This window comes from Priestia sp. D3YE.R1 (assembly GCF_049199565.1).
GTDB classification, from domain to species: domain Bacteria; phylum Bacillota; class Bacilli; order Bacillales; family Bacillaceae_H; genus Priestia; species Priestia aryabhattai.
The window spans coordinates 469,302-492,683 of the sequence record NZ_JBLTHW010000002.1; the positions used below are offsets into that span (position 1 = coordinate 469,302).

The window sequence follows — 23,382 nt, forward strand, 5'->3', positions numbered from 1 at the left end:
GAAGTAAAACAATTATATGGAGGTAAAGAAAAATGAGAATTGGTCACAATATTGCAGCGTTAAATACTTATCGTCAGTACAATAATGCAAACAATGCACAAAGTAAATCAATGGAGAAATTGTCTTCAGGTCTTCGTATTAACAGTGCAGCGGATGATGCAGCGGGGCTTTCAATTTCTGAAAAAATGCGCGGTCAAATTCGTGGATTAGACATGGCTTCTAAAAATGCTCAAGATGGTGTTTCTTTAATTCAAACAGCTGAAGGTGCGTTAAATGAAACACATGATATTCTTCAGCGAATGCGTGAACTAGGTGTTCAAGCTTCAAATGACACTAATACAACAGATGACCGTGCTGAGATTCAAAAAGAAGTTAACCAATTAACAGAAGAAATTAATCGAATTGGTAATAACACTGAATTCAATACTAAAAAATTAATTAACGGTGATGCTCAGGGTGGCGGTTCTGCTGGGGCTACTCAAGAAGGTGTTAGATTCAATTTTACAAATATTGTTGCTGGTGAAACGGGTAATACTACTTTGAATATTGGTGGAACAGATTATACAATTGATTTCACTGCAACAGCTAATGCCGATGGAGGTGGATCTGATAGTTTTTCTGGAACAACAATTACTATTGCTGCAGGAACTACTGATCCAAATAATCTAGGAAATCGTATTAAAGCACAATTTGAAGCGATGCGTGGAGCGGATCCAAGCCTGTCTATCGCAGATTTCAATTTTGATTCAGATGGAAATGAAGGGTTAACAATTTCAGCTACTTCTGGTGGTAAATTTGATGGTCAAGCTGGCGATGGGAGCATTTCATTTAAAACCGGTGTGAGCCCAACAATAACCTCTATAACAGAAGGTACAAATGGTACAAATGGTAAATTAACTTTCCAAATAGGTGCTAACAGCGATCAACAAATGACGCTAGATATCAATGATATGCGTGCAGTAGCACTTGGTATAGCAAGTACTACTGCAAATGCTGATGCTGATGCTGGTGCTGGAAGTGCAACATTTGCAGCAGGGGCAGGTAATCAAATTACTAAAGATGTGACTTCTGGAACAGAATATGCTTTGGATATGTCAAGTTCTGCAAAAGCTACTGATGCAGTAAAAGTAATTGATAATGCAATTAAGACAGTTTCACAAGAGCGTTCTAAACTTGGTTCATATCAAAACCGTTTAGATCACACAATTAACAACTTAAGTACATCTTCTGAAAACCTAACTGCTGCGGAATCTCGTATCCGTGACGTAGATTATGCTTTAGCTGCATAAGCAGTAACAAGCACAGTCGTCCTAGCTGGTAACGGCTAGTGATAATTATCGGGTGAATTGCTGGAACGCTCTTAGAGCTTTTCTTGCCACAACGTAGTTGGAAACGACAAGCGTGAAGGCGTGAAAAAAGAAAAGATTGGGCAATCAGCAGCCAAGCTCCTGTCTCGAAAGAGTGGAGAAGGTTCAACGACTAGGATAGACCATCTAAGGCGAAAGCTATGATGATGAAATCCATAGGTGAAACAATATACATCAGTATTGTGAATCTGAAGTGCCCGGCCCCTACTTATATAAGAGGGTGAAGATATAGTCTAGTCATTTATGAAAGTAAATGTTCGCACGATGGCGAAAGAAATGATGGAACAAACGAAGAATTCAATTCTTTCTCAAGCATCACAAGCAATGTTGGCTCAATCTAATCAGTTGCCTCAAGGAGTATTACAACTTTTGAGATAATGATTAAAGGGCGTCTGGCTTGGTAACAAGCTAGAGGATAACTGGGTGAACTGCTGGAACTTCCTAAAGCTTTATCAACCACAACGTAATCAGAAACGATAATCGTGAAGGTTTTAAAATGGTGAAGATACAACAATGGATAATCAGCAGCCAAGCTCCTGTGAGGAAACTCTGGAGAAGGTTCAACGACTAGAGAATACGGTCTAAGGTGAAAACTATGACTATGAATCTCGTAGGGCAGTGAAAACTGTTCGAAGTGCCCAGCTCCATGAAAACCATGGATGAAGATATAGTCTATTCTGTAATCGAAAGATATAGTCGCAAAGCAAGCGAACCAACAACCACAAGGAGTATTACAACTTCTTCGTTAATTTTAGATTACCTGAGAGGGACTCTAGTTTTGCTAGGGTCTCTTTGTTTTCTTGAAATTTATGATATCAATGAATTTTTCACAATGAGATTCAGTTTAAAAATTCGTCTTATAGGAGGAATAAATTATGTAGGGAAATACAATTATACGTGGCAATTTATAAATTAAAAAAGGAGTTAAAGAGTAATCTTATGATTAGTATATTACGTAAAATTTTGTGATATCATTAAACATCAAGGTGAAACTCGAGTATATTATATTTATTTATGAAAGTACAGTATGAGTTAGCGATGATGTGGTGATGTATAATTATTATAACTTTCTTATGATTTTGTAGGGGGACATTTTGTGGGACATGTTAATACTCCAAGATTGAATGAACGTGTATTAAATTTAGATGAATGTTTCAATCCGAAAAAAATGGAAGAGGTTTGGAAAAAATACGTAAAAGAGGCTATGCGGGGTCAAGCATTACTTGATTTACATGATTATTTTGATTTCCACAGAAATAAAGCTGAAATATTGAGAAGTATTAGTAATCAGATTAGGAAAGGCATATACAGGCCCAAACCACACTATGAAATCGTTGTAGAGAAAAAACTTGGGATTTGTAGGCATCAATTAATACCTTCCCCTGAGGATGCAGTAGTTTTACAATCAATTGTAGAGAGCATTTCTCCAATTATAAAAACTGCCCAGCCTTCGGAAAGGGCATTTTATAGCCGTAGTCATGGAGGTCCAAAATCTGAGGCTGATATAGATGAAAAATTCCCCTATGCTTGGTGGGAGTTATGGCCGCAATTTCAAGAGAAAATATATGATTTTAAACAAACTTTTGCCTTTATTGTTGTAACTGATATTTCAAACTACTTTGATAATATTATCTTCCGACAACTTAGGAATGTCTTGGCAAGTTACGGTAAAATTGAAGAGAGCCTTCTTGACTTTTTATTTTTTATGGTTGAAAACTTTGTGTGGCGACCGGATTACTTACCTTTATCCGGAATGGGGTTACCTCAATTAAATTATGATGCCCCTAGATTGTTAGGTCATTCTTTTTTGTTTGAGGTTGATAAATACCTAGAGTCTCAAACTGGAGGGAATTTTGTCAGATGGATGGATGATATTGACTTTGGAGTACATCATATTCATGAGGCAAAAGTAATATTAAGAGGTTTAGATGAACTGTTACTTACTAGAGGAATTAGATTAAACATGGGGAAAACTAAAATATTAAGTATGAGTGAGGCCGAAGATTATTTCTTACCCAATGAAAATAGATATTTAACCATAATGACCAAGAGAGTGAAGAGAATGGTTAAAGCTGGTCTCTCTATCGAAGGGGAGAAGCAGAAAATTAGAAAAAGGTTTAGAAAATTTTTAAAAAAACCTAAGGTTGGGAGATGGGATAAAATACTAGGAAGATATTTTTCCATTTCTGCTTTAACTGGTGATAAATTTTTACAAGACCGAGTACCGGATATTTTAAGAGACCAGCCTGGGCTAAGAAATCAAGTTTTGAGATACTACAAGCGCCTAGGACCTAACAAGACAAGCTTTAAACATTTAGCTGATTTTTTGGTGAGTATGGATTGTTTTGATGACCCCTCAGTATTTGGTGTTGCAAAACTTTTTGTAGATTGGAAAATTAGTCCCGGGCATAGCCTGCGAAGGAAAATTGTAAGTTTAGCCTTGAGCACAGCTCGAAAATCCCCTACTAATTTTTTAGCAAGTCTATGGATGATAACCAAATATGAATTACCACAAGGATTATCGTCATTTATAACAGAACATTCAAACATTTGGCGTTTCTCTAGTTTTCTTTCCAGACAGGTAGCTGCAGTTAGCCCAAAAATTATGGGACAAGAGAGTGACTATAAAACTATAAAAAAAATAATTAGTGATTCTGGACAATTAGATGCATTGAGGGTATTAGATCATCTTAATGAATTAAATGCTTTTTCTTCATTGAAGAGTGCTGACCGGCTACATATTCTACATGGTAATAACAATATTGATGTATATCCACTTCAAAAATACTTAATTGCTTTTAGTGTGTTAAATTCAGAAAAAATGAACTCTTCCTATCGAACCAATTTAAGAAATGATTTGATTTCAAGAATTGACGACCCTATTTATATAAAAGAACTAAATGATATTACAATTTAAATTTATTTAATTAAGTAGACGTTCTATAGTTAATAATTAAATATCTGACGCAATTTTTCGATATTATTTGTTCAGGCCAGCGAAACTTAATCTAATGAAACTTCATGCACTAAAAGAAGGAGCTGGATAAGCTCTCAATCATAGCCTTACAGCAAAAAAGTGGTTTTGTTGAATGTGCGATAAAATGAAGTTTATTATTTAGTTTAACAGCTACACTTTGTTGTTCATTAGAAGAAAGGGAGTGTTTTTGTGGATATGTCATTAATGTCAATGTCACTAAATCAAGTAAAAGTCTAACAGCAAGCTTCTCTATCAGTCATGAAAATAGCAATGGGAAACGCCAAACAGCAAGGAAAAGCTGTTCAAGAGTTAATAAGCACTGCCAATGTAAAAGCCCTTCAACAGGCTGCTCAGCCGCATTTAGGTAGAAATATTGATTTGAAATTATAAGTTCATTGCTCTTTTAATATAATTGAAATATAAGAGCAGTGAAATTGTTCCATTACGCAAAAAGACCTTACCAAATGAAGTAAGAGTAAGGTCTTTTTGCGTAAGGTATTGGGGTTATTTGAAACGTATTGTTAATGTGTAGCCCCACCAGAAACCACAACATCCTCCTCAACCAAAATCGTCGTCTTCACCACACTCAGCAGTCCCTGCACAATTAAATCCAGCGACATGCTCGCTTTCCCTGGATGGTTCACAGCTTGTTCAGGAAGATAAGGAATATGAACAAATCCGCCTTTAATACAACAGTTTTGAATCATGTTCATCAGCCCGTAAAATACGTGGTTACAGACAAATGTTCCTGCGGTTTGCGAGACGCTGCTTGGAATGCCTGCTTGGCACAAGTTTTCGACAGCTGCTTTGATGGGTAGTGTCGAAAAGTATACGGCAGGACCGTTTTGAATAATAGGGCGGTCGATAGGCTGCTGGCCGATGTTGTCAGGAATTCGCGCGTCGTCTACGTTAATCGCCACCCGTTCTATCGTAATTCCTTCTCGGCCGCCTGCTTGTCCAACGCAAATGACGATAGAAGGGCTAATTTCTTCTATATACGTATGAAGCTTTGCGATTGATTCACCAAAAACAGTGGGAAGAGGCTTAGCAATGATGTGATAGTCTTCAACAGCTACGCTGTCTAAAGCTTTTACAGCTTCTAAAGACGGGTTAATACTTTCACCTTCAAATGGTTCAAAGCCAGTTAGTAATACAGTTGTCATTCTACTAGTCTCCTTTAAAAGTGATATACAAGGTAGTACATTAATAGCGTATTAACAACAAAAACAGATAAAGCAATCGGCACTTGAGCTTTAATCACGGCGTTTTTATCTTTTAATTCAAGCAGCATGGCAGGTACGATGTTAAAGTTAGCTGCCATTGGCGTAAGAAGTGTGCCGCAGTAGCCAGCAAACATACCAAGTGCCGCCATAATCGCTGGATTTCCTCCGTGGATGTGTACAATCAAGGGAAGTCCAATACCTCCTGTAATAACGGCAAACGCTGCGAAAGCATTTCCCATTACAATCGTAAACAGCAGCATTCCCAAGCAATAAGCAAGCACAGCAACAAACGCATAGTTAGTCGGTAGTACATCACTTACAATATCCGAAACGACTTTTCCAACGCCTGATTTTGAAAAAATACCGCCAAGCGCTGCGAGCATTTGCGGTAAAATAACTGCCCAGCCGACGGCTTGAAGCAAGCGGCTTCCTTCTTTAACAGGCACGTCCATTTTTGCTTTGGTGACGCCCATTGAAGCGATGAACGCAATAACAGCTGCGATTGCCAGTGAAATTAACGTAACTTTTTCTGGATCAATTAGCGCCCAGTTTCCAAACTTAATTTTGCCGAAAAGAAGGGTACCAATAATCGTAAAAATAGGAATAAATAAAGCCGGTAAAAAAATTTTGTTTTTTAATCTTTGTGCGTGAGCCACGCGTTCTTCAGCAAGTGTTTCGGCTTCATTCGATTTAGTGACTCGGTTAAATGAAGCAAGCAGCACCATGATAATGACCAAGCATCCTACATAAAAAGGCGGAATGATGTTGCCAAATAAAAACGTAATGGAAAACAGCGCCCAGAATAGAGAAGATCCTAAACGATTAGGATGGTTAGGGTCACGTGCAATTCGAATTGCGATAAAAGCGACAATAATACCGAGTAAGTAGTAAATCGTATCAAGCGTCAGGATACTTTTCATTTAGCTCGCCTCCGTCTTTGAAGATGATGTTGATTTGTGCTTCGTCATTTTTTTGTGAATACGTCGGTCTAACTGACGGAAACGAATGGCACTGATCAGCAGCGCTGAGATGGCTGTCGGAGTTCCCCAAAGCGCCATATCCCAGACGTCAACGTGAATGCCTACAGAATCAAAGAACCCTTTCATTAAGAGAATTCCACCCGTTGCGATAAAGATATCTTCACCGAAAAACCAGCCTGTATTTTCAGCAGCTGCTGCGTGAGCGCGAATATCTTCTTTTACTTTAGGAGCAAGCTCTCCGTATTTGGCACGAGCTGCGCCTTCAGACATAGGTGCCACTAATGGACGGACGGATTGAGCGTGTCCTCCGATATTTAAGCCGACTGCGGCTGAGATTTCACGGATAAAAAGATATATAAGTAAAACATTTCCAGATGAAGCGTTTTTTGCTTTTTTTATTAGTACTTCCGCTTGTTCCTTTAACCCGTATTTTTCTAACACGCCAAAGATAGGAAGAGTAAGTAAAATAGCCATAGACATATAGCGGTTATCAACAAAGAACTGACCGAACATCGTAATCACTTCATGCAGTGACAAACCTGATACAAGGCCCGTCACGATGCCTGCGACGGTCACCACAAGCAGTGTATTTAGACGAAATAAAAAACCCACTGCTACTAGCAAAACCCCAATTAATTTCAACATAAAAAAATCCCCCTTGAGTATGTATAAATCGTGCTGTAAATTCACCTCCATTGCTTTTCTAAAAAAACAAAGACGTCTTGAGTATAAACAATTCTGAAAATTAAAACAAGATGCTTAAGGCATAAAATAGTTTAATTGTTTAAATAAACAAATAAATCAAAAAATGAAGAAAAGAGTGTCATGTATGGTAATATTTTAATGAGTATAATTACCTATTTTTATAACTAGAAGAATGAGAGTTTAAGAAAATATATACATAAATTAATATCATTTTCATCAGGAGGATACATACATGTTATTTTGTAAAGAATGTGGCAAGCAGTTAAAGAAAGGAGCGGAATTTTGTCAGGAATGCGGGCGACCTGTTGAACAAAACAGCGCACAACAGACATCGCTTGAAGATAATCATATGGACATAAGAACCTCAAATCGATCACCTGAGCCACCTAAGCAAATGTCTAAAAAGACAAAAGGAAAACTTATTGCTGCAGGAGCAGCGGTTGTCCTATTAATAGGAGGATATAAGGCAGGGGAGCATTTTACTGATAAAGATAGAGTTATTGATCGCTTTGAAACAGCCATACATAATAATGATCAAAAAACTGTTGCTCATCTGTTAAGTTCTCAGAATTCAAATTTGGAAATAAACAAAGAAAATGTTAAAGGATTTATGACATATTTTCAAAAGCATCCTGATGAAATAAATGACATGATAGACGTATTAAAATTAGAATCTCAAGCATTAGATAAAGGAATTAATCTAGATAAAGAGTTAAGCGGCAGCTACGAAGATGATCCGGAGGTTCTTCCTTTTCAGTTAGCACAACGTGGGAAAACAGCTTTTCTTTTTGATAAATATACGATTGAAGTAAAGCCCATGTATCTAGAAGTAGAAACGGATTATAAAAATACAGCCATTTATGTAGACGGGAAAAAAGTTGGGGCTGCTTCTTCCAATCATTTTTCGAAAACGTATGGACCTTATTTGCCTGGTATATATAAAATAGAAGGAAAATATAAAACAGGGTTTGTTGATTTAGTTACAAAAGATACGGTTTCATTAATGGATAATCTAAACAAAAAAACGGTCTCCTTGGATTTGAAAGGGGAAGACATCGCGTTTGATTTAGGAACGAATCCTCCAGATATGAAAGGAGCATTGCTGATTGATGGAAAAAAGGTAAAAGTTAATCCATTTAAAACATCTGAATTTGGTCCTGTTGTAACGGATGGCTCCATGAGTATGAAAGTAGCAGCAAACTTTCCTTGGGGAGAAATGACAAGTAATAATATTCCTATTGATAGCGATGAAATTCAATACAACTTTGGTAGAGATAAAGATTTAGAAAATGCGTTAATGAAAATAGCAGCTGCTGAGAATAAAAACTTATTTAAGGTTTATAGCACAGGTAAGCCGAATGCATTAGAGAACGTTACGAATCATTACAAGCGTGCAGTCACGGAATCTATTGGCGATGGAATGGACACGGAGTACTCAAAAATCAAATACGTAGGTACAACGTTTGATTTGAATACAGGCGAACTGAATTACACGGATGAAGGAAGTTGGGAAGCTACCATCGTCGGTAAAGAATTGTACGGTATTGACTATGGTTCAGGCTTTGAAAACGAGGGAAAAGTTCTTAAATACAGTTTAGTGTACGATGAAACGAAAAAGAAATGGCTGCTTGATGATGTAGAGGACGCATATGATTCGTTCTCAGAAAATGTGGAGGAGGTTAAAGAGGAGCATCCAATAGTATATCAAATGAAAACCGCTAAGTTAGAGGGAAACGATAATGATGATAGTGAAGTGGTAGTTGATGATACAGACGTGGAAAATACGGATGAAGGTGTTCGTACAGAAACAGAAGATACAGCTGAGGTGGAAGATGAAGATGTATCCGATACAGCCGACCTTACACGATTTATGACAGAGTACATGGATGCAACGATGGAATCGATTAAAAGTCATAACTTCTCAATTGCAGCGCCGTATATTGATCCAGCTGGGAAAAAGTATAGCGAACAAAAAGAGTATACTGCATATCTAAATCAAAAGAATATTACAGAAGATTTATTAAATTTTGAGGTGACGAAAGTAGAACCTATACCAAACGGTTACCAAGTAAATACTTCAGAAGAATATAACATTACATATGGCGACGGCAGCGTGAAACACAAAAAATTCAAAAGTGTGCACAAAATTCAGCAGCAGGCTAACGGAAGCTTAGGCGTGAATGAATTAATTAGCTCGACTGAAGTGAATTAAATATAAAATTATATCTAAAAAAGCTCTGTATCAAAGTTTGTACAGAGCTTTTTTTAACGGATATATTTAAAAAATAACGCTCCTAAAATACCAAAAATGGTGTATAATGCTAAAAGGTGTGAATATAGAATTATATAGATTTTCTTTACATAAATCTATATAACTATATTTTAAACAATTTATTGAAGGAGGAAGGAGCATTTGAATTGTTCAAATTGCGGCCATTTTAATGATGGCGGAAAATTTTGCGTGAAGTGCGGTCATAAACTGCAAGAAGAGGTAGCTGTAAGTCAGACGGCAGCAGCATCTGAATATCAGCCTCAATCTCAGCCGCAAACAGCGTATGCGCCTCAACCACCTAATCAGCGTGTTCAGCAGGCGAAAAAGGTGTCAAAATCATTTTTTAGTTATTTTGTGGAAGGAATTAAACATCCCACAGCTACAGCACAAGCAGCAGGCGAAGGCCAATTTATCAATGCTCTTATCACAGTCATTCTTTATGCTCTTAGTATACCTATTATGCTGTATGTGGGCTGGAAGCTACTATTAATTCAATTTGTTCGAAGTATGTTTAAACTCCCTGTTATAAGTGCAGAGATGGATCCATCTGATATAGAGGAATTTAATATGGGAGTTAGTTTTATAAAAGCTACGGACATTAATAGTATGATTCATTTCAACTTTACTGATTTTGTCTTTAAACAAGGGATTTTTATTTTTATTGGACTCGCGGTCATTATTGGAGCAACGTATGTTGCCGCAAAGTTTGGAAAAGTAGACGTTTCCTTTAAAGAGTTTTTCTCACGCTTTGGGACGTTCTTAATTATTCCGACAGCTCTTCTTTTAATTGGGCTTGTACTTGCGTTTCTTCACGTTGAATTCTTTTCATATTTTATGAACTTTGGCTTATTGAGCATTTTCCTTGTAGTTCCATTTACTATTGCAAGCTTCAAGCCAAGTGCAACAAATGGGCTTGATCGTATTTATAGTACTCTTATTGTATACGTAGTCATTACGATTGTATCGGTATTCATTGCAAATGGCTTAGGAGAAGAAGCAAAAGCAATTATTACAAGAATGGGAGAAAGCACTGAATTGAGTGACTTCTTTTAATTTGACAAAAAGCATCGTTTTTAACGATGCTTTTTCATACCATTACGAATACGGAAAAAGGAGTGTAGAAATTGGGATATTGTAGAGAGTGTGGCCATCAGTTAACAAACGAGCATGAATTTTGTCCAGAGTGTGGACATCCTGTAGAAAGAAAAGCTGCTTCTAGCGAAGGAGCAGAATCACAGAGTCACGTAGAACCTGCATCTTCTTCGGTAGAGGAAACGAGACAGTCGGTAAAGCCTTCAAATAAAAAAACAAAGGCTATAACAATTTCAGTTGTAGCAGCAGCTGCTATACTGGGAGGCGCCTATTACGGAATAGATAAAACAATAATGGCCCCTAAAGCAGTATCAGAAGGGTTTGTCACGGCCGTAAAAGGAAATGACGTTTCAAAAGTAAAGGGATATGTAAATGATGGTCAAACGAAGCTAAAAGCCAACGACGAGCAAACAAAATCATTTATTACATATTTAAATGAAAACCCCGATGTAATGAAATCCATCTCTGAAGGGTTAGCGGCAGATAGCAAAGCGCTTAGCTCAGGCGCCCCAAGCGAAGAACACTCGTCATATGCTAAGTTAGAACAAGACGGAAAGAAATGGGGAATCTTTGATCATTACACCGTACAAATAGCCCCAGTGTATGCCAAAGTACAGTCTACAGAAAATGCAACAACAGTATACATTGACGGTCAAAAAGCTGCATCGGTAAGCAGTGACTCTTCTGAAAAAATTGGACCACTCTTACCTGGAACACATGCTGTAAAAGGTGAAGTTAAAAATGATTATGGAAAAGTTGAAAATGAACAAAAGATTGACGCAACTGACGGAGAAGTGGATGTAGATTTTGATTGGTCAGATTACGCGGTATACGTTTCTTCAGATTATGATGACGCTACGCTGTTCGTTAATGGTAAAGACACCAAAACAGAAATTGGCGATATTGATTACTTAGGCCCACTGCCAATGGATGGTTCTGTAAAACTATATGCAAAACGTGAATTTGATTCTGAGGAAAAGAAAACGGAAGAAGTGTCAATCAAAAAAGGAATGGAAGATGTTGCGCTTAATTTTGATGAAGAAAATACGACAGAAGCATCGGCAGCTCCATCAACGAAAGAATCTAATTCCAGTTCCAGTTCTAGTTCTAATTCTAATTCTAGTTCTAATGATTCTAAAGAGGAAGTGGATAGTTCAGAGGCTCAAACGCCTACTTACGGTGGTGGTATCACAGATTCAGAAATTGAAAGAGTTTCGTCATTCACTGAGCAATATATGAATGCAACGATTGAATCGATTGAAAGTGAAGATTTTTCTGTTGCCTCTCCATATATCGATCCCAACGGTCCAAAGTATAAAGAACAGAAAGACTATACGGCTTATTTAATTAAAAAAGGGATAAAGGAAGATTTATTGAATCTCGAAGTGAATGATGTAACAAAAATTGATGATTCTACTTATAAAGTAGCAACGTTTGAAGAATACGATATTACGTATGGCGATGGATCAGTGAAATATAAAAGATTTCATAGTGTTCATAAAGTAAAGCGTTTGTCTAATGGCGATTTAGGAGTTTATCAGCTTGTTAGTTCAACAGAGATATAATACACATAATAGGAAAACCCTCGGTCATACCCAAGGGTTTTCTTCTTATTGCTTAGATTTATCAATGATCTCTAAAGCTAGTTCTTCAGTTGTCATCTCTTCAATACCATTTTCGTTCATATCCAAAAGTTCTGTTCCATCTCCTCTTTGTAAGTGTACGGCAGGGACAAAGAAAATACTTTTTTGGTCATAATATTGGCCTGATTTATCTAAATAAACGGGAAATTTTAAAGATTCTCTTTGAATAGCCTGTTTATCTGCATATTTGGCTGAACCATCTGTTACCCCAATCACTTCAATGTCTGCTTTTCTAAATCTAGACATTTGACTATTTATTTCACTCAAGAAAGGCTCCTCTGCCTCAAACTCTGCACTAACATATACAAATAAAAATAGTTGATTAGATCGTCCAGCAATGACGTCTTTAGTACGACCAAAGTCAAAAGATGTAAGTTCTAGCACCTCAGCATCATTTTCTGTTTGCTTAGATTCAGTGTCTGTACTGTCTTCTTCAGAGGTTTCTCCACTTTTTTCGCTATCGTTCGAAGCGGCATCTTTTCTTTTAACAATACTTGTATCAGCTTGTTCTGAAGATTCTTCTGCAGAAGATTCCGTATAATCGTCCGTATCTTCTTCTGCTGATACTTCTTCGGAAACGGAAGTAGAAGAAGTACTATCAAGGTCGGCCGCACCGCTAAGAAAGCTCATAAATCCACCAGCTGCCACTATCCAAAAACCAATTTTGTAAGCAGCTCCTCCTAAACCAAATAGAAGACCTAATACTGACATGCCTCTGCGATATTTTTTGCGAAGACCAATTAGTCCAAATAAAACGGCCAGTGCCCATACGGGGGCCATAAACCATCCTAAATAAGGAAGAAATCCTATGACACATCCAATAATTCCTAAAACAAGTGCGGTAACAGCGGCTCCATTTGTTTCTTTTTGAATATAAATTGTTTGCCCATTATCCAGTTTTCCCAAGTGTTTTTCTCCCTTTCCATACTATGTGATTCGAAATCTTGTGGAAATTATTACAAAGTGTTTTTACTCATTATAATATGTCTTTAAGATCATGGAAATAATAAAATGTTAAAAAAGTGAATATAAAAGACTATTGAATTCTTGTTTTTACTAAAATAAAAGAAAAAACAAAATAAATAGTACTAAACAACTGGAAATAGTGTATAATTCTAAAGTATGTGTTTTGTTAGAAAGGTAGATTTTAGCTTTTCTACATTTCTAAGAAAAACTTCAAAAGGAGGAAAAGAAATTTGCAGTGTTCAAATTGTGGCCATCTTAATAAAAGTGGCAAGTTTTGTGTCAAATGCGGTTCGAAATTAGGAGAGGGAGGTGTAAAAGAGCAAGTGGCGGCAACAGCTGATCATTCAGCTACTCATACATATTCTCAGCCTAGCGGCCAACCTGCTCAGCCAAATCAGCATGTGGAAAATGCTAAACATATTTCAAAAATGTATATCGGTTATTTTATGCAAGGAATCAAGAATCCTTTAGCTACAGCTCAAGGAGTTGGAGACGGACAATTTATCAATGCGCTTATTACAATTATTCTTTATGCAATTAGTATTCCGCTTATGATGTATTTTGGGTGGAAGATGTTGCTTGTTAAGTTCTTTGGTGTTATTTACACGACTACTACGGGGGAGCAGCTGGAAAGTGATTTTGGTAGCGGGCTTTTAAATGCCAAGCCAGCTGCGGATGCAAGTGGAATTAGTTTTGTTGATGTCGTTGTGAAGCAAAGTATTTTTATGTTTATTGCACTAGTGGTTATCGTCGCAGTAACGTATGGAGTGGTGAAATTAGCAAAAATAGATGTTTCATTTAAAGAGCTGTTTGCTCGCTTTGGTACATTTTCAATTGTGCCGACCGGTTTATTTATTGTAGGAATTGTCCTATCACTTATACATATTGATATTTTCGTATATTTCTTATTATTTGGGTTGTTAGGCATATTATTTGTCATACCACTTACTATCACAAGTTTTAAAAACAATACACCTGGGGGATTAGATAAAGTCTATAGCATTCTTATCACGTATGTTGTAACTATTATCGCCCTGTCTATGGTAAGTAAAGGATTACTAGAAGAAGCAAAAGCAATTGTCTTAAGTGTAACTGGAGATGAACTTAATAGTTTGTTTTAAAGGGATGAAGTGATACTAGAAGGCATCGTTAGCGCGATGCTTTTTAGCTATGTATAGCACGTAAAGGAGCGAATAGAGATGGATTTTTGCAGTAATTGTGGACATAAATTAACAAAAGAGCAGGAATTTTGCCCGGAATGCGGTCAAAGTGCTTCGGCAAATCAAGAAGTGGCATCTGCTCATCAGCCTCGCTATGAGGAACAGCAGCGTTCGAACCCCCGCAAACCTATGAGTAAAAAAACAAAAGTTCTGTCTGCCTCTATACTGGCAGCAGCCGTTGTTTTAGGTGGGGGATATTATGCAGTAGATAAAATGGTGATGTCACCTCGAGCCGTTTCAGAAGGATTTGTGAACGCGGTCAAAGAGAAGGATATTGACAAGGTAAAAAGCTATGTAAATGAAGGACAAATTGAGCTTAGCGCAAATGATGAACAAACTAAGTCTTTTGTAGAATATTTACATCATAATCCAAAGGTTCTCTCATCCATTAACGATGGATTATTAAAAGAAACGGCATCTTATGAAGCAGAAGCTGCTCTCAGTGATGATTCGGATGACCAGCCTTCACCATATGCGCATTTGCAAAAAGACGGGAAGAAATGGGGCATTTTTGACCATTATACCGTTCGTGTGAATCCAGCGTATGCGGCTGTAACGTCAAATGAAGAAGGCGCTACGGTGTATGTAGACAACCAAAAAGTGGGTAAAGTCAACAGCGATGAAGAAGAGAAAAATGTGGGCCCTTTCTTACCGGGAACTCATAAAATTAAAGCGGTCATTAAAAACGAATACGGAACAGTGTCTAATCAGCAAAGCATTGATACGTCTGAAGAAGAAGCAGCAAGAGTTGATTTTGATTGGTCTGATTATGAAGTGTACGTCTATTCAGATTACGATGATGCAACGCTGTATGTAAATGGAAAAAGTACCGATACTGAAATAGGAGACCTTGATTATTTAGGACCTTTACCAACAGACGGATCTGTCAAAGTGTATGCAAAACGAAATTTTGCATCGGGTACAAAGAAGACGAAGGTTGTAGAGATTAGAAAAAATACGAGCGAAGTCAATTTAATGTTTGATTCAGAAAATGAAGTAACAGTTGATGATTCAGATGAGATTGAAAACCACGAGGAAACTGAAGCTGAAAATGATACATCTGCTGCCGAAGAAGCAGATATTAAAGATGCAATCACGTCTCACTACAATCTTATTACCAGTGATGATTTTTCATCAGCTTATAATTACTTTGCTTCAAGCCGAAAAAGCTCAGTGGATTTAGCAGACTGGTCAGAAGGGCTACAAGCGAACTCTAGAGATGATGTAACAGAAGTTCAAGTAACGGAAGTAGACGGAAATGAAGCAACAGCTTACATTGAAATGACGTCTTATGACGATAATGAAGATGGAAGCACATTAGTTCAAGATTGGGAAGGCAGCTGGGATCTCGTAAAAGAGAATGGAAACTGGCGTCTAAGTGAAGCTCATCTTGATAAAGTAGATTCAAGGACTGAATAAAAATGAAAAAACCTATCTTTGGCGTTCTATACGCAGTAATCGCAGTTGTATTAATTATAGGAGCAGTTTGGGCTTATCAATCTATGTCGAAGCCTGCTTCTTCTGTTGCAAAAGCACCAACTACGGAAAAAATTAGTACAAAACCAATAAAAGCTTCGGCAGAAAAAAGGAAAAGTCAGCCTAAAAGTACAGATCAGCAAGTACAAGAACTTATGAGTAACATGACGCTGCAAGAAAAAATCGGTCAAATGATGGTCGTTGGTTTTCAAACAGAAGAAGTGGATGAGCATATTAAAACGATGATCTCAACCTATCATGCAGGCGGCGTTATTTTATTTGATCGAAATATGAAAACGCCAAAGCAAGTAGCGACGTTAACGAATAGTCTGCAAGATCTAGCGCAGGAAACTAAGAATCAAATCCCGCTGATGATGGGAATCGATCAAGAAGGCGGTGCGATTGTTCGCATGAAGGATCAAGTATCACCGATTCCTTCACAGCAAGAGCTAGGTCAGAAAAATGATAAAGAACTTGTGTATCAAACGGCAAATCATAACGGAAAAGAACTCGCGGCGATGGGTTTTAACGTAGACTTTGCGCCTGTATTGGACTTGTCTGACACAGATACGCGTTCATTCGGCACAGACCCCGAAAAAGCGGCTGAGTTTGGAGAAGCAGCCGTGTCAGGATTAAATGCGAACGGTCTAACAGCTGCGCTTAAGCATTTTCCGGGCAACGGACGAAGCAATATTGATCCGCACTTAGAAACATCATCTGTTAAAGCAGATAAATTAGATTTAGAGAACGGAGATATTTATCCGTTTAAACAGATGATTACAAATGTAGATAACAATAACTTCTTCGTTATGGTAACGCACATTAAGTATCCGGCTTATGATAAAGAAAACCCGGCAAGTATTTCCCCAATTATTATCCAAGAGCTACTGCGTAAACAGCTTGGATATAAAGGGCTTGTGGTAACTGACGACCTTGAAATGGGCGCTGTGAGTAAATACTTTACGTATGAAGAACTAGGCGTACGAGCTGTAGAAGCAGGCGCAGATGTTCTGTTAGTCTGTCATACGCTTGATAGCCAAGAAAAAATGTATAACGGTATTTTGCAAGCAGTAAAAGAAGGGAAGATATCAGAGAAGCGAATTGATGAGTCAGTACAAAGAATCCTCACTCATAAACTAACGTCTGATATTCAGCTGCATGTAGACCCTGAAACGGCCAAAAACACAGTAGGTAAAAATAAATAAAAAAAGACGCCTTCCATGAGAAGGCGTCTTTTTTTATATCAAACCCAATACCTGGGATACTGCCGATCTTGAAATAAATTGTTATACACGGTAGAAATCAATACGACCACACATGCACAAATCATAATAATACCTAAATATCCCCAGCCGGCTTGAGTATTAATAGCTACAATTGCGCTAGCCGCAGCGGGAGGATGAACGGTTTTTGTAAGAATCATTAAAATAAGAACAAAAGCAAGCACAATCGCAATCGTAATAAGACTTCGATGAAATAAGCTCCAAATAATAAGTGCAGAAACGGTTGCGAGCAAGTGCCCTCCAAGCACGTGACGCGGCTGTGATAAAGGACCTTTGTGAGCTCCGAAAACAAGTACGCAGCTTGCGCCAATCGGAGCAAGCGCCATTGGATAACCAAGCGCTAGCGCAATCGCGCTGCTGATGATAATCGCAATTAAGCCTCCGATAGAAGAAACGATCGCGTCTCTATAATTGATTTTTGGTTCTTCTTTTAGTTCTCCTTTCATCTTTTTAGCATAAGAGCTTAAGTAAGACAGAAAGGGGCTTTTTGTTTGAGAGAAACTTTTTTCAATCTGCATTTCTTCTTTCCTTTCTCTTTTGTAAGTAAAAGTTGTTTGTCAAGTTGTATGTCAGAACATCTGCTATATTAAGTTAGTTTATAAGAAAACCAGGATTACTGGAAGAGGAAAAACGTCTTTTTTTATTGGAAATACTTTTTATGACCGAATAAAGGCAGGATAAGCGGCTAAAGGGTATCTATGTGCAGGGAAAGCAAGAGAGATGTATAATAAACCTAGAGGTGACTAAATTATGTATCTAGTAGACTACCATCATCACACGAACAATTCATTCGACTCACAGGCAGTCATGAAAGAAGTGTGCGAACAAGCTGTAAAAAACGGCATAAACGAAATTTGTTTTACCGAACACTTTTCATTAAACCCATTAGCCCCCACATACGGTCATATGGATTTTGATAAATATAAACGAGAACTAGCGGAATGCAGAGATCAGTTTCAAAATCAGCTAGTGATAAAAAAAGGAATTGAAATTTGTGAGCCGCACTATTTAAAAGAGAAGTATCAAGAAACGATGAAGCAAGAGAACTTTGATTTTATTTTAGGTTCGGTGCATAACATTAATAACATCAAGCTTCGTAAACATTTGGAGCTAAACGACAAAGAAGCGATTTACCGCTCTTATTTTAACGAAATGTATAAGTTAGTAAGCGAAGCGGACATTGATGTGTTGGCTCATTTAGATTTAATGAAGCGCTACGCGTTTGAGCAGTACGGCATTTACGACTTTGATCAATTTAAAGATATTCTTGCGGAGATTTTGAAAAAAGCAATTGATCGTAATATTGGAATTGAAATTAACACTTCAGGCATGAGAGGGAAGCTGGGCGAAGCATTGCCGGCACTTGAAGTTGTTGGGCTCTACCGCGATTTAGGCGGAGAAATCTTAACCATTGGATCTGATTCACACTTTGCCGAAACCGTAGGAGCACATATGAAAGAAGCCGTTGAAATGGCGAAACAGTGCGGATTTAAGCAGATTTATACGTTTGATCAACGCAAGCCAAAAGGAATTCGTATTTAAGAAAGAGAACTGAAAAAAGCATGCTCACGGGAGGTAATTCTTCTAAGTGAGCATGCTTTTTAGTATGTCTATTTTAGGAATAGAATCCATTTAACTATATAAATAGTATTTTTGGTAAAATTTTAACCATAAATAGGTCTTATGATATATAATAATATAGTTTGAATAATAAACAATAAGGAGGAACGGCCTTTTTATTAAGGAATATTTGTAATTCATCACAACTAAGAAGTTAGGGACATCAGGAAAAGGAGTTAGTTATAGTTGAGTAGAAGATTAGGAATTTTAATTGCAGCAATTATCATCATAGGAGCAGGAAGTTATTTTTGGTATCATAAGTCTGCGGCCACAGCGACCAATCAAACCACAAGTGAGGAAACAAAACTAGCTAGTGAAAAAATAGATAATTCCTCTCAAAATACCCCTACGTATCTAGATACAGACGTAAACAAAGAATGGGTTATCTCTTTTGATGAAAGTTTAGATCTTAAGACGATAAATTCTAAAAACATTGAAGTATTTGATAAAAACCACAAAGTAGTTCCAGTTCATTTAGAATTAAAGAATCAAGGACAGTCTATTTCTATTCAACCACCAAAAGGAGGATATAGAAAAGGAGAACAATATACAGTTCAAATGAGCAAAGCACTTAGGTATAAGGATGGGGAGAAAGTGAAGAATTCGTTTACTTTCTCATTTGTTACAAAAAGAGAAGAAGTAAAAGACGTAGTGTATAATCCTAACATTCACAAATTGAAGGCTAGTGACGTACTTAAGGCAAGTACAAATACACTATTGTTAAAAAAGACAGCGACAACTAGTAATCTTAAAAAGGATGATATTTTAACCGTTCCTCATGAAAAAGACGTTATTAAAGAAGTAGCTGTAAAAGTAAAAAGTGTTGGAGAACAAGATGGAAAAGTTTTATTGGAAGTGACGCAGCCCAAGTTTGAAGAATTATTTGACAGCGTGGATCTCTACCAAACTTATACACTAGCAAGTAAAGATTTAATCGTTAAGCCAGTAAAAGGTGTTACATATGAAAAGTTACAAGCGCAGGCTGCAGATACTCAAATAGCTTCTAGCAATACAAAAGAATCACACGGAGAGTTTCAAGTAGAGGATGTTTTTGACGCAGAGTTAAAAGAGGAAAATGGTGAATTATCATTTGCTGTAAACAAATTAAAAGTGTCTAAGTATTTTTCTATACGCGGACATGTGAATCTCAAAGACCCTAAGGTAATAACCGACATCCGGAAAAACAAAAGAGACGATAAATTCTCCCGTTACAATATGGAAATTAAGACTGCTGAAGAAGTGCAGCTAAGTATGGTTGCTGAAAAGAATTTTGAAAATACAATCAGTTCTGAAAAGCTGAAAAAAGCACTGGAAAAGACGCGAGACAAAACAATTGCGACTGTTTATTATCCGACCCCTGTTCCTGGACTATATGTAACGGGCGATATTCAAATTGGGGGAATGTTATTTGGGAATGAAATAAAGAAAACGAATACTAAAAAGATAGATATAAATGATAAGACGACTGTAAAGGCTGAAGTGTATGGAAGTGCTGATAGCATTCAACATGCAGGTGTTATTAAGACGAGTAAAGGCTATAAACCTTACATAAATTCAACAGGAAATGTTTCTTACGGATTTAAAGGACGGGGGCACATTGAAGCTGAAGTTGAGCCGAAAATTGGAGCTGGAGTGAGTGCTCTAGGTGTTTTAGGAGTAGGTGTAGAAACAGGAGTAGGCATCAAGTCACAGGTAGAAGCAATTGGAGAAGTAAATTTTGATGGAGATGATTATGATCCTGTAAAAAAAGTAGATATCAATGCCTGTGCCAAAGCTTCGTACTATCCATTCGCCTCAGTTGGTGTAGAGGTAGGAATGATGAAAGATATAGTTATTTATAACCCTGAATTGGAGGTTCCTTTAACAGAAGAAAAAGAAATTAGTACATGTCAGCAATTAAAAAAAATTGAGGCTTTCCCAAAAGAAATCGTAGCAAAACCAGGTGATACAATCGACATGAAATATATGCCTGCAACTTATTACGATATAGAGACATCACATGAGGTTCAAGAAAATTTATTGGAGGATAAAGAAGCCACATCTTCAATGAAAATAACGACCGAAAATAAAAAAGTTGCAAATGTCTTTTTTACAAAAAGTAAAAAGGGTGACCAGCCGACTTTCAAAATAAAGATACCTAAACATCCAGAAGGTAACACCACAGTTGTTACTGTAATGGTGCTCAAAGGAAATAAGCACCTTCAAGTGAAAATTCCAGTTGCTATCAAAGAAGCAAATACGGTGATTCACAAAAGTAAAAACAGTGAACAGGAACAAGAAGCTAAGCATGCAAGTAAAGATAAAGCAGAAGTAGCTCCCAAAATTACAGGTAAAGGTGTCACAAATATTTACCGCGATATAATAGGCGTACTTGGCGATTTACAGCTGGAACATCAATGGGACACCGCTGCTAGTCCGCTTTCTACAAAAGAAGTAGCAATGATACAACAAAAGCTGGAGCCATATGCGACAGAAAAGTTTATTGAGCAGCAGTTAACTCCTGCTTTTAACTTTTTCTTTAGCAGTGCAGATTCTATAGGCATTCCGGATAACCTATATGACAATATAAGGTTAAAAGTTTTAAGTCAAAGCTCGAAGCGTATAAAAGTTCAAACCATTATGTTAAGCAATGATACAACTAATCGCGGAGGTTATTTAACGTTCACTGCAGTTGTGGAAAATGGCAAATGGAAGCTTGATGGTTATGCAGTGATAGATGCTGACAGAAAACCATTAAATTTAACGTGGAATGAAATTGTGAAAATTAACAAATCTCCTTCCTATGAATCTAGCAGTGGCTACCGTATAAAGAGAATAGGCGAAGCTACTCGAGAGTGGGGAGAGGGAGAAACAAAGAAAGTCATGATGTATGAAGTATTAAATCCGGAAAGTGAAAGTGAACGCTATAAAGAAATTTACTTAGATGATGGCTTTATAACTTTTACATCACCAGAAGATCAACCCTCTCCAGATAACAAACCTTTAAATGATGAGATAAGTGAAGCAAATACTGAAGACACAGAAGAAAAACAAGCTACTAAACAAAAAGATTCTGAACCACGTACTGGCTGGAACGGTACATTTTTGAATGCCGCAAACACACAATCTATAACCATTACCAATGCTTCTGATGAAGGGTTTGATTTTGCACTAAGAGCTTATTATCAACAAAATACCGGAGACATCGAAGGGAAAGCTCATTTTATGAGTGAAGGTAAAGCAAGCTATGATGATTCTGGAGATGAATTTAGCGTAGGGTGTCAAGTACAATTTCAGAAGCAAAGTGACAGCACAGTGGTTGTTGATAGCAATGCAGCCTGTAACCAGTTAGGTGGTTTGAATGTAAGCTTCGGTCATGAAGAATTGAATAAGAAATAAAAAACTGAAATAAATAGAGAACTTTGAAAAGATCAGAAAACACCCCTTTGCTGGTTCTGTAGTACAGGACCGGCAAAGGGGTGTTCATTTTAGCGTGCTTTTTTATTTAGTTCCATTAAACTCCGATAAAAATCTCCGGACTTCTTCGATAGTCAGCCCCAGCATGCGAGCTGATTCCATAAGACTTACCCACTCTTGATCGATTAACAGTACATGTTCTTTTTTCATTACGATTCATCCACCCTTTGCCAGGGAACCCAGCCATCGTAGCCGAAAGCGGCCTTAGACCTGAAGCTTTGCGTCACTATTTTTCAATAGTTTTGCCCTTGTCTGGATAATTTGTAATATTCATTCCCATATATATTTCAAAGTTATTTTACAAGAAAATAGTTGTCTAGTATGTCGAAATGAGTCGATTGTCATAAAAAATTCGAAAAATTAGTTAACTAAGAGTGCTAGTTCTTTTTACGGAACTTTAAATAACACTGAAATTCAATAAAATCTTCTCGTGTCATGCCATCTTGGATTGCCTGTTCAATTAATTGAAGCCATTCTTTGTTAAGATTCGGCTTTAGAGGTACCGTTTCAATGCTAATTTCTGAATCAATTAAATAATCAATGGTCGTATGCAGAGAAGAAGCAATTTTATCAAGCATTTTTAAGGAAGGATTACTGTTAAGGCCTTTTTCTAAATGGCATAAATATGATTTTGAAATATGAGCTTCTTCAGCTAAGCGGGTCATTGAATAACCTTGTTTTAACCGTAAATTCTTAATTTTTTCTCCTATCACTTCAATTCATCCTCTTCTCATTCTTTTGTTCATTATAACGTATAATAAACTTCTTTGTGTAGGCTTAATTTTAAAGTTTGTTCTTTATAAAGAATAAAAATCAGCATAAAATAACCGTTTCTCTATGTGGTATACACCTAAATTCATAGAGAGTTCATATAAACCATGCACAATAAAAATAGAAAAACATAAGACAGGAGAGATGAACATGACGTGGAAAACTGAATGGAAGAAATGGAGTACTCATAAAGAGCTGACAAGTAAACTAAAAGAACAAATGACTGAAATGAACGAACGTGAACGAGAAGAGGCCTTTTATAAACAGCTTGAGTTTGAAACAGGAGGAATGAGAGGCGAGCTTGGTGCGGGACCCAATCGTATTGCATGAA

Annotated in this window: 19 protein-coding genes, 1 pseudogene and 1 riboswitch; of the genes and pseudogenes, 13 read left to right on the forward strand and 7 right to left on the reverse strand. The window is 37.1% G+C overall.

The genetic code is table 11. The features are described from left to right. Positions 1–32: 32 nt before the first annotated feature. From ACOZIR_RS14655 to ACOZIR_RS14670, 4 genes and pseudogenes are all read left to right on the forward strand, one after another. Positions 33–1,289: a flagellin gene (locus tag ACOZIR_RS14655; RefSeq protein ID WP_421535661.1), complete on the forward strand. Its 1,257-nt coding sequence runs from the start codon at positions 33–35 to the stop codon at positions 1,287–1,289. A 354-nt stretch (positions 1,290–1,643) separates the two neighbouring features. Then, the gene (locus tag ACOZIR_RS14660) at positions 1,644–1,745 is read left to right on the forward strand and encodes a flagellin (protein ID WP_275037572.1); all 102 of its coding nucleotides are present in this window, start codon (positions 1,644–1,646) and stop codon (positions 1,743–1,745) included. Between the two features lie 718 nt (positions 1,746–2,463). Then, positions 2,464–4,284, forward strand: coding sequence for a hypothetical protein (locus tag ACOZIR_RS14665; RefSeq protein ID WP_421535662.1), 1,821 nt, complete (start codon positions 2,464–2,466; stop codon positions 4,282–4,284). 309 nt (positions 4,285–4,593) lie between these two features. Then, positions 4,594–4,734 (forward strand): annotated as a pseudogene (locus ACOZIR_RS14670) (putative motility protein); the annotation flags it as partial. 131 nt (positions 4,735–4,865) lie between these two features. Here ACOZIR_RS14670 and pcp read toward each other — a convergent pair. Genes pcp through ACOZIR_RS14685 form a run of 3 tightly spaced genes read right to left on the reverse strand, consistent with a single transcriptional unit; the run spans position 4,866 to position 7,192 of the window. Next, positions 4,866–5,507: a pyroglutamyl-peptidase I gene (pcp, locus tag ACOZIR_RS14675; RefSeq protein ID WP_421535663.1), complete on the reverse strand. Its 642-nt coding sequence runs from the start codon at positions 5,505–5,507 to the stop codon at positions 4,866–4,868. 14 nt (positions 5,508–5,521) lie between these two features. After that, on the reverse strand, positions 5,522–6,487 hold the full coding sequence (locus tag ACOZIR_RS14680; RefSeq protein ID WP_421535664.1) for a DUF979 domain-containing protein: 966 nt from the start codon (positions 6,485–6,487) through the stop codon (positions 5,522–5,524). Then, entirely contained in the window at positions 6,488–7,192 is a 705-nt protein-coding gene (locus tag ACOZIR_RS14685; protein WP_368895215.1) for a DUF969 domain-containing protein, read from the reverse strand. It abuts the gene before it with no gap. A 292-nt stretch (positions 7,193–7,484) separates the two neighbouring features. Here ACOZIR_RS14685 and ACOZIR_RS14690 point away from each other — a divergent pair, with 292 nt between their 5' ends. From ACOZIR_RS14690 to ACOZIR_RS14700, 3 genes are all read left to right on the forward strand, one after another. Then, entirely contained in the window at positions 7,485–9,464 is a 1,980-nt protein-coding gene (locus tag ACOZIR_RS14690; RefSeq protein WP_421535665.1) for a zinc ribbon domain-containing protein, read from the forward strand. Between the two features lie 201 nt (positions 9,465–9,665). After that, complete coding sequence (locus ACOZIR_RS14695) at positions 9,666–10,577, forward strand: zinc ribbon domain-containing protein (RefSeq protein ID WP_368895217.1); 912 nt, start codon at positions 9,666–9,668, stop codon at positions 10,575–10,577. Between the two features lie 71 nt (positions 10,578–10,648). Next, positions 10,649–12,181, forward strand: a complete 1,533-nt coding sequence (locus ACOZIR_RS14700; RefSeq protein WP_421535666.1) for a zinc ribbon domain-containing protein — start codon at positions 10,649–10,651, stop codon at positions 12,179–12,181. A gap of 45 nt (positions 12,182–12,226) precedes the next feature. Here the strand turns inward: ACOZIR_RS14700 and ACOZIR_RS14705 are convergent, their stop codons facing one another. After that, positions 12,227–13,165, reverse strand: a complete 939-nt coding sequence (locus tag ACOZIR_RS14705; RefSeq protein WP_421535667.1) for a hypothetical protein — start codon at positions 13,163–13,165, stop codon at positions 12,227–12,229. A 290-nt stretch (positions 13,166–13,455) separates the two neighbouring features. Between ACOZIR_RS14705 and ACOZIR_RS14710 the strand changes: the two genes are divergently transcribed. The 3 genes from ACOZIR_RS14710 to ACOZIR_RS14720 all read left to right on the forward strand — a co-directional run bounded on the left by ACOZIR_RS14710 (position 13,456) and on the right by ACOZIR_RS14720 (position 17,126). Beyond that, a complete protein-coding gene (locus ACOZIR_RS14710) occupies positions 13,456–14,346 on the forward strand; it encodes a zinc ribbon domain-containing protein (protein WP_057241613.1) in 891 nt (296 codons plus the stop codon). Between the two features lie 78 nt (positions 14,347–14,424). Beyond that, positions 14,425–15,864 (forward strand): zinc ribbon domain-containing protein, encoded by a 1,440-nt coding sequence (locus ACOZIR_RS14715; RefSeq protein WP_368896376.1) that lies wholly within the window; start codon positions 14,425–14,427, stop codon positions 15,862–15,864. 2 nt (positions 15,865–15,866) lie between these two features. Further along, positions 15,867–17,126 carry a glycoside hydrolase family 3 protein gene (locus tag ACOZIR_RS14720; RefSeq protein ID WP_421535668.1) on the forward strand — a complete coding sequence of 420 codons (1,260 nt, stop codon included), beginning with the start codon at positions 15,867–15,869 and terminating at the stop codon, positions 17,124–17,126. A gap of 38 nt (positions 17,127–17,164) precedes the next feature. Here ACOZIR_RS14720 and ACOZIR_RS14725 read toward each other — a convergent pair whose 3' ends face one another. Continuing rightward, entirely contained in the window at positions 17,165–17,722 is a 558-nt protein-coding gene (locus tag ACOZIR_RS14725; protein ID WP_057241615.1) for an HPP family protein, read from the reverse strand. Between the two features lie 232 nt (positions 17,723–17,954). Here ACOZIR_RS14725 and ACOZIR_RS14730 point away from each other — a divergent pair, with 232 nt between their 5' ends. After that, positions 17,955–18,746, forward strand: coding sequence for a histidinol-phosphatase HisJ family protein (locus ACOZIR_RS14730; protein WP_421535669.1), 792 nt, complete (start codon positions 17,955–17,957; stop codon positions 18,744–18,746). 264 nt (positions 18,747–19,010) lie between these two features. Next, a complete protein-coding gene (locus tag ACOZIR_RS14735; protein ID WP_421535670.1) occupies positions 19,011–22,202 on the forward strand; it encodes an Ig-like domain-containing protein in 3,192 nt (1,063 codons plus the stop codon). Between the two features lie 102 nt (positions 22,203–22,304). On the opposite strand, the gene sinI is transcribed toward ACOZIR_RS14735, so the two are convergent. Both sinI and ACOZIR_RS14745 read right to left on the reverse strand, forming a co-directional pair. Next, positions 22,305–22,430 carry a DNA-binding anti-repressor SinI gene (sinI, locus tag ACOZIR_RS14740; RefSeq protein WP_368895863.1) on the reverse strand — a complete coding sequence of 42 codons (126 nt, stop codon included), beginning with the start codon at positions 22,428–22,430 and terminating at the stop codon, positions 22,305–22,307. 20 nt (positions 22,431–22,450) lie between these two features. After that, positions 22,451–22,537, reverse strand: a riboswitch (cyclic di-GMP riboswitch). 120 nt (positions 22,538–22,657) lie between these two features. Next, the gene (locus ACOZIR_RS14745) at positions 22,658–22,993 is read right to left on the reverse strand and encodes a helix-turn-helix domain-containing protein (protein WP_421535671.1); all 336 of its coding nucleotides are present in this window, start codon (positions 22,991–22,993) and stop codon (positions 22,658–22,660) included. A gap of 208 nt (positions 22,994–23,201) precedes the next feature. Between ACOZIR_RS14745 and ACOZIR_RS14750 the strand changes: the two genes are divergently transcribed. Beyond that, on the forward strand, positions 23,202–23,381 hold the full coding sequence (locus tag ACOZIR_RS14750; protein ID WP_421535672.1) for a hypothetical protein: 180 nt from the start codon (positions 23,202–23,204) through the stop codon (positions 23,379–23,381). The last annotated feature ends 1 nt before the right edge of the window (position 23,382 follow it).

Coding starts and splice junctions, on each gene's coding strand:
- ACOZIR_RS14750 (WP_421535672.1), top strand. CDS start 23,202: ATGACGTGGAAAACTGAATGGAAGAAATGGAGTACTCATAAAGAGCTG.
- ACOZIR_RS14690 (WP_421535665.1), top strand. CDS start 7,485: ATGTTATTTTGTAAAGAATGTGGCAAGCAGTTAAAGAAAGGAGCGGAA.
- ACOZIR_RS14655 (WP_421535661.1), top strand. CDS start 33: ATGAGAATTGGTCACAATATTGCAGCGTTAAATACTTATCGTCAGTAC.
- ACOZIR_RS14730 (WP_421535669.1), top strand. CDS start 17,955: ATGTATCTAGTAGACTACCATCATCACACGAACAATTCATTCGACTCA.
- pcp (WP_421535663.1), bottom strand. CDS start 5,507: ATGACAACTGTATTACTAACTGGCTTTGAACCATTTGAAGGTGAAAGT.
- ACOZIR_RS14725 (WP_057241615.1), bottom strand. CDS start 17,722: ATGCAGATTGAAAAAAGTTTCTCTCAAACAAAAAGCCCCTTTCTGTCT.
- ACOZIR_RS14660 (WP_275037572.1), top strand. CDS start 1,644: ATGATGGAACAAACGAAGAATTCAATTCTTTCTCAAGCATCACAAGCA.
- ACOZIR_RS14715 (WP_368896376.1), top strand. CDS start 14,425: ATGGATTTTTGCAGTAATTGTGGACATAAATTAACAAAAGAGCAGGAA.
- ACOZIR_RS14680 (WP_421535664.1), bottom strand. CDS start 6,487: ATGAAAAGTATCCTGACGCTTGATACGATTTACTACTTACTCGGTATT.
- ACOZIR_RS14685 (WP_368895215.1), bottom strand. CDS start 7,192: ATGTTGAAATTAATTGGGGTTTTGCTAGTAGCAGTGGGTTTTTTATTT.
- ACOZIR_RS14720 (WP_421535668.1), top strand. CDS start 15,867: ATGAAAAAACCTATCTTTGGCGTTCTATACGCAGTAATCGCAGTTGTA.
- sinI (WP_368895863.1), bottom strand. CDS start 22,430: ATGAAAAAAGAACATGTACTGTTAATCGATCAAGAGTGGGTAAGTCTT.